This window comes from Dyadobacter tibetensis Y620-1 (assembly GCF_000566685.1).
In the GTDB taxonomy this organism is placed as follows: Bacteria; Bacteroidota; Bacteroidia; order Cytophagales; family Spirosomataceae; genus Dyadobacter; species Dyadobacter tibetensis.
In genome coordinates this window covers 295,824-307,232 of sequence record NZ_AZQN01000004.1, presented here as the reverse complement: position 1 = coordinate 307,232, position 11,409 = coordinate 295,824, and the positions used below count along the sequence as shown (strand labels likewise).

Genomic DNA, 11,409 nt, shown 5'->3' with positions numbered 1-11,409 from the left:
TAAGAAAAATAGCAATATGAAAAATATACGTAGTATTTCCTTGATCATCCTTATGGCTTCAGCATGTTTGCTGCCTACAGGATGCACCGAATTTTTGAAAGAAGAAGTGTATACACAGTATGATCCGGAGACCTTTTTGAAAACTGAGGAAGGAATAAAAAAGGTGCTGGTGGGGGCATATAGCCAGCTGCAGGTGAACGGTAATATGAGAGAAGACCAGTTTACTCTTTCAGAGTTTCCGACGGATATAACCCTGGAGAGTGGGGGACAATTCGAAAAGGATGCCTTGCCTTATATCAATTTTCAGTGGGATGCTTCTTCTGGATTTTTGAGGAGCATCTGGGCGAGTATGTACACCGCCATTCGGAATGCCAACGTTTTGCTGGAGAATATCGATAACATAAGCTCCATACCCGCCGATCGTCTGGCACAGTATAAAGCTGAGGGGACATTTATTAGAGCCGAGGCGTATGCACATTTATACCGGTATTTTGGAGCTGTACCCTTGGTTCTCAGTACCAAAACGGACGATCTTCAGCCCAGTCGACCCACCGATGCTGCCTTCGTGACCTTTATAACTCAAGAGCTCAGCGATGCTGCCCAGGGGCTCCCCCTTAAGCAGGATTTGTATGGCAAGGCTACAAGAGGGACGGGCCTCGCTGTTTTGGCCAAATTTTGTTTGAATACTAAGCAATGGGAAAAGAGTGCTTCTGCATCGAAACAGCTGATTGCTTTGAATCAGTACGAATTATTTCCTTCTATTGAGGATCTGTTTGCAGTAGAAAACGAAATAAATAAAGAATATATTTATGTATACCCCTGTCTGGCACAAGGTCCTGGAAATAATTACATGGCGCATGCCTTTCCTCCCAACTATCCAATTCAAAGTAACTGGATTAATTATGGTGCACAATTTCGAACCTATACGGCCTTTATTAAGTCTTTTCACCCCTCCGATCGCCGGTTGAAAATGTTTGTGACGGAATATACAGACACCAATGGGAAGCTCCAAAAGTTACTTGAAGACGCCGATGGGAAGCCTTTAGACCAGGCCAGAAGTTTCAAATATCGTCCCGACCCGAACGCTATTTCGGTTAGCAACGGCAATGATATTCCCGTTATCAGGTATGCTGATATTTTATTAATGCTGGCGGAAGCTCTGAATGAAATTGATGGGCCAACTCAGGAAAGTGTGGACTTGATCAACCAGGTGCGAGGTAGAGCTGGCGTACCGGCCATTACTTTAGCGGAAGTAGCGAGCCAAGAAGCATTACGCAATCATTTGCTTCAAGAGCGGGGTTGGGAATTTTTCACAGAAGGGAAGCGTCGGGAAGATCTCATCCGAATGGGTAAATTTATTTCAAATGCCATTGCTAGGGGAAAAAATGCTAAGCCATATCATGTACTATACCCCTTGCCCCAGTCGGAAATAGATGCAAATCCTAATCTAATTCAAAATGAGGGTTACTAAGTCGGTAGTTTTACCTGGAATGCTGCTTTTGCAGCCTGACAAAAATAGCAAGACATTCAACTGTAACTAAAAATAAGATTCCAGCTTTTATGAAGATTTGTTTAAAATGGACCGCCTTATCTCTGGGGATTCTCCTGGCCGCATGTAGTAGTGCCAAAAAGAATGCCGTATCCCAGAAGCCTAATATTCTCTTTATTTTGGTAGACGACCTTGGTTGGGCGGATATTGGCGCTTACGGAAGTAGCTTTTATGAAACGCCCAATATTGATGCATTGGCAGGGAAAGGTATGAAGTTTACCAGTGCCTATGCCGCCTGTCCGGTGTGCTCCCCAACACGTGCGAGTATTCTCACAGGCAAGTATCCAGCCAGAACGAGTACTACCGATTGGTTTGGCGCTCCCCAGCCAGAGACGGTACAGAAACATTGGACCCGGGATAAACCTCTGCTTCCTGCCTCCTATAATGAGCAGATGGCCCTGGAAGAGGAGACTTTAGCAGAGGCATTCAAAGCCGGGGGCTACCGAACCTTTTTTGCTGGCAAGTGGCATCTGGGACATGAAGGCTTTTATCCGGAAGATCAGGGATTTGAAATTAATAAGGGAGGGTATTGGTCTGGATCACCAAGAGGCAATCACTATTTTGCTCCTTATGCCAACCCCAAACTACCTGACGGTCCGGCCAACGAGAACCTAACCAACCGCTTGGCTGATGAAACTATTGCCTTCATAGAAGGTAATAAGGATAAGCCATTTTTAGCTTATCTCTCTTTCTATTCCGTTCATACCCCCTTAGGCGCACCGCAGAATCTGATAGATAAATATACTCAGAAAAAAGCTCGGCTGGGCTTAGAGGATCGTTGGGGTACGCAGGGAGATAATAAAGTAAGGCTGAGTCAGAGTCTACCCGTATATGGTGCCATGGTAGAGTCTATGGATATGGCGGTAGGGAAGGTGATGAATGCCTTGAAGGAAAAGAATTTAGATCAAAACACGGTCATTGTTTTTATGTCTGACAACGGGGGGCTTTCCACTTCGGAAGGGCATCCTACTTCCAATTTGCCCCTAAAGGCGGGCAAAGGTTGGCTCTATGAAGGCGGGGTAAGGGAACCTATGCTTATCTATTGGCCTGGCGTAACCAAACCCGGCTCAGTGACCGATCAGTATGTTGTTAGCACCGACTTCTATCCCACCTTGCTAGAAATGGCGGGTCTGCCCCTTAAACCGGAGCAGCATCAAGATGGCAAAAGTATGGTGCCGCTGCTGAAAGGTAAAAAACTAGATAGAGGTGCTGTTTTCTGGCATTATCCGCATTATGGTAATCAAGGGGGTTCACCCGGATCTTCTGTTCGGCTGGGTGACTGGAAGTTGATACAATGGTTTGAAGAAGGACGAGGTATAGAGCTTTATAATTTAAAAGAGGATTTGGGTGAAAATAATAACCTGGCACAGGCCAACCCGGAAAAGGTTCGGGAGCTCCAGATCCTTTTGGACAATTGGCGGAAGGAAACCCAGGCGCGTTATCCGAGTAAAAACCCCAATGCCAAACCATTATAGCCCTTTGAATTGTATCTATCATTGCTGGGTCTTTTCCGTCTGGAAGAGACCCATCCTTTTTGGTTGGCATAGAAATAGTTACTATCCATTACAGATTTACAGATTCCTGTAAGCCGTTGAAATACTTAACGCTTGCCATAATGGTATACTCATTCATTAGAGTAGATGAGCCTCAGGCCCTTGCAAAGAGGCAGAGCGTTACTTTGAGGTAATTAACTATAATGCGCTCTTTAATGACATTACCATTTAACAACCTTTCATTCTTACATCGCGGTGGGGAAGTGGGGAAACTTTTACGCGAAACAAATTGGAATTCCAGCCCATTAGGCTCTCCTGAGTCCTGGCCCGATTCCCTTCGATATTCAGTCCAGTTAATTCTCAGTAATCCTCTACCCATGTCTATTGTATGGGGAGATGCCAAATCATATATCTATAATGATGCCTGTCTGGCCTATGGTCATGCCAGCTATTCCCTCGGCTTGCCCATTGAGGATACTTTATTATGGTCGCGACTCGAGGGTGCGATTAATGCAGTTATGGATGATAAGCCAAGGATGGCTACGCCTGCGCTGCTGTTTGAAAATGGGGAGAGCGCAATAAATCTTCAGCCTTCCATGGGTCCTCTATATGGAGATCAAGGGGAGGTGTCAGGTGTTCTTCTTGTCTGGAATAGTCTTTCCAGTCCTGATCAAGATCGAGAACTTTATAAATTCAAATTTATTGCAGACCAGGCAAGTGACCCTTTCATCTTGATGCGTAAGGATGGTAGCTTTGCCTATCTGAATAAAATAGCCATGGAAAAATGGGGCTATAGCGAACAGGAAGTGGCGAGCTTAAAAGTCCCCATGGTCGATCCCATTTATAACATACATAAGTTTGAGGAGGCATTTGCTCTGGCACAAAAGCAAGAATTACCGCTTTTTGAGACTTTGCACCGAAAAAAGGATGGTACGGTGTATCCGGTAGAAATAAAAATGGGCGGCTTGGTTCTGGAAGGTGAGCCCTATATGTTTGCCGTAGCCCGGGATATCACGGGTAGGAAGATAGCAGAAGATTTGTTGAAAGAGAGTGAGCGAAAATTTAGGTCAACGGTAAAGCAAGCCCCGATAGGGATCACTATTTTGAGAGGTGAAGACTTTGTAGTGGAAATGGCTAACGATGCCTACCTTCAAATAATAGATCATAAGGAGTGTAGTTTTGTAGGTCGGCCCATCTTCGATTCTTTGCCCGAAGTAAGAGATACGGTCGAGTCTTTACTCTCTCAGGTATACAGAACTGGTAAGCCCTATGCTGCAAGTGAGTTCCCCATACCCTTAAATAGAAAAGGCAAGCCATTGATGGGTTACTTTAACTTTTTGTATCACCCTTTACTCGATGAGGATGGCCAGATAAGTGGAATTATTGCAACGGCCAGTGAGGTGACGGAGTCGGTAAAAACCAAACAGTTTATTGCCGAGAGCGAAAAAAAGTTCAGAGAACTGGTAATGGATTCGCCCATTCCCATGACAATTGTCCGAGGTGAAGAGTTTCGAATTGAAATAGCCAATAGAGCTATGTTCGAAAAAATATGGAGGTTGTCTGAAGCTGAGGTGCTTGGAAAGAATCTCTTGGAGGTGTTTCCCGAGCTCCATGAACAGAAGTATCCCGAAATCCTAGAGACCGTTTATCAGTCAGGAACTGGACATCGGGAGATAGAGTCTCTGGCCTATGTTGCTGGGAGTGACGGAATGAAAAAGTTTTATCTCGACTACGAATATCTTCCCTTGAAAACGGCAAATGGAAAAATTTCGGGGATTATGATTACAGTTAATGATGTAACGGAGCGGGTAGAAGCCAGGAAAAGGATTGAGGAGAGCGAACAACGATTCCGGCATGTAGCCGATAGCGCCCCCGCCCTGATCTGGATGACGGACGTTAATGCCTTAAGCACCTTTTTTAATACGGCATGGCTCAATTTTACAGGAAGAACTTTAGAAGAGGAAATTGGAAAAGGCTGGCTGAGTAGTGTACATCCGGATGATAGAGTAATCTGTCTGCAGACCTATACCCAAGCCTTTGAAAATAGAGAGCCATTCTATATGGAATATCGCTTATTGCGTTATGATGGGCAATATCATTGGATTTCAGATAATGGTGTACCCCGATTCACGGTAGATGGTGGCTTTCAGGGTTATATAGGAGCCTGTATGAATATTCAGGAACAAAAAGCCTTTTCTTCAGAGTTGGAGAAGCAGGTAGCGGATAGGACCCGGGAGCTAGAGCAAAAAAATAGGGAATTAGAGAGCAAAAATGTAGAGTTGCAGTCCTTTGCTTATATTTCAAGTCATGATTTGCAGGAACCTCTCCGTAAAATTCAGGCCTTTACTTCACAATTAAGAGAGAGGGAGCTGGATTTACTGACACCTGCAGGGAGGAATGCGTTTTTTAGAATCGAAAATGCTGCCCACCGTATGCAGGCACTTATTCAGGACCTTCTAACTTACTCCCGAACTAACAGTGAAGAAAGAAACTTTAAGGACATCTCTTTGACTGCATTGATTGAGGAGGTGCAGGAAGAGTTAAAAGAAGAAATACAGTTAAAAGCGGCAACAATTCGAGTTAGTGGTCATGAGGTGTTTCCGGTAATAGTCTTCCAATTCAAACAGCTCATTCATAATCTTATTAGCAATGCCTTAAAATTCAGTAGGGAAGAGCAGGCTCCCGATATCAGCATCCAGTTGAGGCAAACTACCGCAGAGGAACTGCTTCCAGCTCAATTAGACCGAAATCTGAGATATGTTTACCTTTCTATCCAGGACAATGGTATAGGTTTTGAGCCAGAGTATGCTCAGCGTATTTTCGAAGTATTCCAACGGCTGCACCCAACGAGCCGTTATATGGGTACGGGGATTGGGCTGGCCATTGTAAAAAAAATCGTCGATAATCACGATGGTTTTATACTAGCGAAAAGTGCCCTGGGACAAGGAGCCACCTTTGAAATATATCTGCCCATTTTGAAAAGGGGGTGATCTGCTCATGATTAGAAATAATAGCCGCCTTGCTTTTTCCTTTCAAGCAGGGCGGCTGTTCAGTTTGCTCCCAGATTAATTTTTTGAGGTATTACCATCCGTATGATATTTGATTTTCGATTGCAGGTCTTCCATACCGCAGCACGCAGACTTAATTTTACCCGCACAGCCGAAGAGCTATTCATCTCTCAGCCTGCTGTAACCCGCCATGTGCATGAGCTCGAAGCACAGCTAAAGACCAAATTATTCGACAGGAGTGGGCCTCATCTCTCCTTGACTGCAGCAGGGGAAGTTCTATTGCGTTATTCGGATCATATTTTTGAGCTATACCGTAATCTTGAATTTGAAATTAATGGATTAAGTGAGCGTAGAAATGGTAAGCTCCGGCTTGGAGCGAGCACTACTGTTGCACAATACATTCTGCCCCCTATATTGGCGGCTTTTCGGAGACAATATCCAGAGATTGAGCTGACCCTGACGATCCGCAATACCGAAGAAATAGAGCATGCCCTTCAGAACAAAGAAGTGGATATCGCTTTGATTGAAGGCTATTCCAGGAATAATTCCATTCGGTATACCGAATTTCTGAAGGATGAAATTGTTCTCGTTTCAAGAGTTAACAATCCGCTTGCCAGAAGTGGTGAGATTGTTCCTCAACAATTAAAGCATATTCCTCTGTTGCTTCGGGAGCCGGGGTCGGGAACACTGGAGGTAATTGCCCATGGCTTGAAATCGGTAGGTTTAAAACTGTCCGACTTGCAACAGGATATGCAACTAGGAAGTAGCGAAAGCATGAAGCTATATATGCTGCATTCAGATAGCATGGCTTTTTTGTCGGTGCATGCGGTCATCAAAGAATTAGAAAATAAAGAATGTACCATCGTCGATGTGACGGGCTTGACCATAGAGCGCTATTTTTATTTTGCCCTTCCTCAGGGCCAGCCGGATGCTCTTCCCGAGCTTTTTATGCGATTTGCCCGAAAATGAGCGGCCTCCGTATCGCTATGCCGATAGATTAATGACGATTCTCCCTTTTAGCTGGCCCTGAAGCATATTCGTGATTTTATCCTGAAGCTCTGTGAGCCTTATTTCCTGATGCAACTGGGCCAAAGTATCAGGCTTCCAGGAGCTGGCGAGAAGTTGCCATAACCCAGCCCTGGGTTCTACGGGATAATTTTGAGAGTCGATTCCTATTAAAGAAATCCCTCTTAGGATAAAGGGGAATACGGTTAGGTCTAGCTTTGGGGAGGCGACATTGCCACAGCAGGTAACCACACCCAAGGGTTTGGTGGCTTTGATGATATTTTCCAGTATGACTCCCCCGACCGTGTCAACCGCCCCGGCAAAAATCGGCTTTAATAGCGGTTTTTTGTCGAAAGCCTCTATCTCGTGGCGATCGAGAACTTGTGAGGCGCCCAGGTATTGGAGGTAGTCCGTTTCTGATTTCTTTCCCGATATGGCCACGACCTCATAGCCCAGTTTATGAAGCAGGGCAACAGAGAGTGCTCCCACCCCTCCGGTAGCTCCCGACACCGCTATTTTTCCGGCCGAAATGGCAATAGATTCCGTAATCTTCTTTACAGACATGGCGGCAGTTAATCCGGCAGTGCCATATATCATCGATTCCTTCATGCTCAGGCCTGCCGGCAATTTTATGGCCCATTGAGCGGGTACACGTATGTAATCAGCAAAGCCACCGTCGGTATTCATCCCCAAATCGAAGCTTGTTACAATAACTACATCGCCCACCTCATAGGTCTCGCAATTCGATTGTACCACTGTTCCGACAGCATCAATACCCGGGGTATGCGGGTATTGTTTGGTCACCCCCCGATTGCCTGTTGCTGAAAGAGCATCTTTATAATTCAGCGCACTATATTGGACTCTTACTAGTAATTCTTCATCCCTAAGTTTATCGAATGGAACCTGCATAATCGTACTCCGGAAGGAATCTTCGGTTTCTTCAATTCGGAAAGCACGAAAGGTTTTTTTTATTTCAGACATCTTTATTGGCTTAAATTATGGTTTAACATTGGCTAATTTCCATATATATTGCTTAAATATCAATATCTTACAAAAGGTATTCAAACGAACTTTTTGTTCCGATTTGCAGAATTTCAATGCGTTAGAAGGAAAAAAATGAATAAAAGTTATTGCCCTATAGACACGTTTATAAACGTGGTCAAAGGAAAACGTAAGGGGACGATCATACTCCATCTTTTTCAAGGAGATAAGCGATATGGTGCCTTGTCCAAATTATTGCCAGATATCAGCGAGAGAATGTTGACCAAACAATTGAGGGAGCTGGAAAAGGATGGGCTTATCCATCGTACGATCTATGCAGAGGTGCCTCCACGGGTAGAATATAGTCTTACACCTTTGGGGAGGGAAATACACCCTTTCCTTAAAGGAATGTTTAAGGCAGGAATTTTATTGGAGAAGTCAATTACTACAGCTTAATCTTAGCAAAACTCCGTCTGTTTTTTTTACATTGGAAGCTCTTCCCCTTCCAGCCTGCTCTAATATTGTTCAAGGGTTGTAAGAAGAAGTTGCCAGCCCAATTTTATATATTTATTATTTGATGTTTATCACTGGTTTTTATAAAAATATCTTTGCTAAACATATACAGATTTGCGGGCTTTTTGGCCGTTCCGATTCTTTTTTCATTAATCGAAACAATATAAGGCTTGGCTATTATTTTCTTCCTGAAATTTCGGTTGTCAATTTCTACACCTAGTATGGACTCATAGGCGTGTTGAAGCTCATTCAATGTGAATTTGTCTGGTAGAAACTCAAAAATAATGGGATCATTCATCACTTTCTCCTGGATGTCAAGCAGAGCACTTTGAATAATTTCACGATGATCGAATCCTAACTCGGGGAGGTCCTGTATAGGATACCAGGCCGAATGTGGAGCTAGTGTCTTCACTTGTTCGACAGGCAATGCGAAATAATAAGCTACTGAAATGGTCCGGGTATCAACTCCCAAACTCTTTACCCAAAGCAGATCCCGATCATTCTTAATGCGCTCAGGGTTTCCAAAGGCTCTGAATTGTCTATAGTATGAAGTATTCAGGCCCGTTAAAAGCTTAAAGATGCGGTTAGCCGCTTCATCCAGTTTCTCGCTTTTAAATACATGATCTCCTGTTAATACCCAGTCGTCAACTACGGGATATTGATCGTCATACATATGTAGCGTCCGTTTGGAGAGCAGAAGCTGTAGTCCTGTATGGTCCAGCCCCATCACTACACAGTCCACCGAAATATTGGGGAATTTTCTAAAGTCCATATAAGGATAACTTGCTAGTCGTACTTGATTGAGCGACCAAAGATAGACTGACCATGACTTTTTTCCGAATATATTTTAAAACTCACATTCCATTTTATAACGTAAAAGGTACGTTTAATAGGATAGTGGTTGGGGTACCCTTATTCCGAACCGGGGATATCTCTGTCGTAGTCCCGTTTTTATGGCATTATTACCTTTTATAAAATCCCGGTACTTGGATTCGTTTGTACTTTTTTTAATAATTATTTGTTTTAATCAAGCTTTAGGTTTTATATTTGGAGAAGAAACGTAAAAAATACGTTAAATAGGTTTTTTGGGAAACAGATAAACCCGGGAGTGACCATAGCTGATTTTAGATTTATGATGACCATGCAGAAAAATAGACAACCAGATTTCGCTCAATGGGATGAGGAGCAGTTGCCTGTAGCTTCTAATAAGCTACATGGAGGTAAGCATTTCGCTGGGCTTTATGCCGGAGAGCATGTCGCCGCAACGGAATTTGTAATAGGGGCCACCTTTGTCGCATTAGGGGCGGCTACCAGGGATATCCTCCTCGGCTTGCTTATTGGAAATGTTCTTGCCGTGTTGAGCTGGACTTTTCTTACCGCACCCATTGCGGTTCAGACCAGACTGAGTCTGTATACCTATCTGAATAAAATAGCGGGAGATACCATGACATTGGTCTATAACTGGGCTAACGCCATTATTTTCACCGTGATTTCGGCGGCCATGATAACGGTTTCTGCTTCTGCTATACGATTTATCTTCGATATTCCTGCTCAACTGAATTGGTATTCTACCCATCCTGGTTTCCTATTGATTGTTGTGCTGGTGGGTAGTATAGTCGTACTTATCGCGACATATGGTTTTAATACGGTTGCAGATTTTTCGAGTATCTGTGCCCCCTGGCTATTTACGTTATTTATTGCTGGGGCCCTGGCCTTGTTGCCCGCCCTGGCACATGAAGTAATAGGGGTAACTGCTATAACAAACTTTAACCAATTCGTATTGATTGGTGATCAGTCGATATGGAAGGGTGTGACCGACACCGGCGAACCTGGAATAGGGTTAATGGAAGTGATTGGTTTTGCTTGGGCCGCAAATACGATTACCCATGTTGGTCTGATTGATATGGCCTTACTGCGCTATGCTAAAAAAGCTAGTTATGGACTCTATTCGAGTTTTGGGATGCTCTTTGGGCATTATATCGCTTGGATAGCGGCAGGGATTATGGGTGCAGGAGCGGCTGTTTTACTAAGGCAACCCGTTTCCTCATTGGACCCTGGCGATGTGGCCTATTATGCCTTAGGGGCTTCAGGGTTCGTCATTATCATCATTGCAGGCCTGACCACCGCCAATGCGAATTTGTACCGTGCCGGCCTGGCTGCACAGGCGATATTTACGAATCATTCCCGAAGGAGAAATACCATGGTTGTCGGAATATTTACCGTCATTATTGCTTGTTTTCCATTTGTATTTTCCAAAATGTTGCCTTTGCTTACGTATGCTGGGCTGATCGTAGTGCCGGTAGGGGCTATTGTATTTGCGGAGCATTTTCTGTTCCCCAAAATAGGATTAACCCGTTATTGGGCACAATATCAGCAACTGGTCACCAGCAAACCTGCCCTTATCGCATGGGGGATGGGACTATTTCTGGGATTTGGCCTGAATGCCGTAAATTTTATGTCTTTCTATTATTTATTTATTCCTACATGGTTTTTTACCTTGGTGGTCTACACCTGGCTGGCCAAACGAAGTGGGGCCGATCAGAATTATACCTCGGAAATCGCCCAGGAGAAACAGTTGCAGGAAGAGATTCGTGTTTTTCAAGTTCAGAAATCCAGAGAAGAAAAGGTACAGTATGTCGACGACTCCATCCTTTCTAAGCTCCTGGGCGCACTATCCATAGCCTGCTTATTGGTTATAGCCATTTTGGCCATGAATACCATGTTTGCCAGCCCTAATATGGAAGTATATCAACGTAATAAGGAACAATTCCACCATATCGCCTTTTTGTGTACAATAGGTTACTTTGTTTTTGCCTATTGGAAACTTCGCAGAGAAAAGGCCCTGATAAAATAACGACAA

At 44.0% G+C, this 11,409-nt stretch carries 8 protein-coding genes; 6 read left to right on the top strand and 2 right to left on the bottom strand.

What is annotated here, in order from left to right; genetic code table 11:
• The first annotated feature begins 16 nt into the window (after positions 1 to 16).
• From X939_RS0113140 to X939_RS0113125, 4 genes are all read left to right on the top strand, one after another.
• Entirely contained in the window at positions 17 to 1,471 is a 1,455-nt protein-coding gene (locus tag X939_RS0113140; RefSeq protein ID WP_025763739.1) for a RagB/SusD family nutrient uptake outer membrane protein, read from the top strand.
• 89 nt (positions 1,472 to 1,560) lie between these two features.
• Positions 1,561 to 3,024, top strand: coding sequence for a sulfatase (locus tag X939_RS0113135; RefSeq protein WP_025763738.1), 1,464 nt, complete (start codon positions 1,561 to 1,563; stop codon positions 3,022 to 3,024).
• A gap of 233 nt (positions 3,025 to 3,257) precedes the next feature.
• Positions 3,258 to 6,032 carry a PAS domain-containing sensor histidine kinase gene (locus tag X939_RS0113130; RefSeq protein WP_025763737.1) on the top strand — a complete coding sequence of 925 codons (2,775 nt, stop codon included), beginning with the start codon at positions 3,258 to 3,260 and terminating at the stop codon, positions 6,030 to 6,032.
• A gap of 102 nt (positions 6,033 to 6,134) precedes the next feature.
• Positions 6,135 to 7,019 carry a LysR family transcriptional regulator gene (locus tag X939_RS0113125; protein WP_044199381.1) on the top strand — a complete coding sequence of 295 codons (885 nt, stop codon included), beginning with the start codon at positions 6,135 to 6,137 and terminating at the stop codon, positions 7,017 to 7,019.
• Between the two features lie 15 nt (positions 7,020 to 7,034).
• Here X939_RS0113125 and X939_RS0113120 read toward each other — a convergent pair whose 3' ends face one another.
• Positions 7,035 to 8,036 carry a YhdH/YhfP family quinone oxidoreductase gene (locus tag X939_RS0113120; protein WP_025763735.1) on the bottom strand — a complete coding sequence of 334 codons (1,002 nt, stop codon included), beginning with the start codon at positions 8,034 to 8,036 and terminating at the stop codon, positions 7,035 to 7,037.
• A 135-nt stretch (positions 8,037 to 8,171) separates the two neighbouring features.
• Between X939_RS0113120 and X939_RS22415 the strand changes: the two genes are divergently transcribed.
• The gene (locus X939_RS22415) at positions 8,172 to 8,492 is read left to right on the top strand and encodes a winged helix-turn-helix transcriptional regulator (RefSeq protein WP_044199498.1); all 321 of its coding nucleotides are present in this window, start codon (positions 8,172 to 8,174) and stop codon (positions 8,490 to 8,492) included.
• 103 nt (positions 8,493 to 8,595) lie between these two features.
• Here the strand turns inward: X939_RS22415 and X939_RS0113110 are convergent, their stop codons facing one another.
• The gene (locus X939_RS0113110; RefSeq protein ID WP_025763734.1) at positions 8,596 to 9,321 is read right to left on the bottom strand and encodes an NUDIX hydrolase; all 726 of its coding nucleotides are present in this window, start codon (positions 9,319 to 9,321) and stop codon (positions 8,596 to 8,598) included.
• 369 nt (positions 9,322 to 9,690) lie between these two features.
• Here X939_RS0113110 and X939_RS0113105 point away from each other — a divergent pair, with 369 nt between their 5' ends.
• The gene (locus X939_RS0113105; protein ID WP_131694740.1) at positions 9,691 to 11,403 is read left to right on the top strand and encodes a purine-cytosine permease family protein; all 1,713 of its coding nucleotides are present in this window, start codon (positions 9,691 to 9,693) and stop codon (positions 11,401 to 11,403) included.
• Positions 11,404 to 11,409: the final 6 nt, after the last annotated feature.

Bases quoted from the DNA above. Each gene is read 5' to 3' on its own strand.
- X939_RS0113105 (WP_131694740.1), top strand. From the start codon at position 9,691: ATGCAGAAAAATAGACAACCAGATTTCGCTCAATGGGATGAGGAGCAG.
- X939_RS0113110 (WP_025763734.1), bottom strand. From the start codon at position 9,321: ATGGACTTTAGAAAATTCCCCAATATTTCGGTGGACTGTGTAGTGATG.
- X939_RS22415 (WP_044199498.1), top strand. From the start codon at position 8,172: ATGAATAAAAGTTATTGCCCTATAGACACGTTTATAAACGTGGTCAAA.
- X939_RS0113140 (WP_025763739.1), top strand. From the start codon at position 17: ATGAAAAATATACGTAGTATTTCCTTGATCATCCTTATGGCTTCAGCA.
- X939_RS0113120 (WP_025763735.1), bottom strand. From the start codon at position 8,036: ATGTCTGAAATAAAAAAAACCTTTCGTGCTTTCCGAATTGAAGAAACC.
- X939_RS0113130 (WP_025763737.1), top strand. From the start codon at position 3,258: ATGACATTACCATTTAACAACCTTTCATTCTTACATCGCGGTGGGGAA.
- X939_RS0113125 (WP_044199381.1), top strand. From the start codon at position 6,135: ATGATATTTGATTTTCGATTGCAGGTCTTCCATACCGCAGCACGCAGA.
- X939_RS0113135 (WP_025763738.1), top strand. From the start codon at position 1,561: ATGAAGATTTGTTTAAAATGGACCGCCTTATCTCTGGGGATTCTCCTG.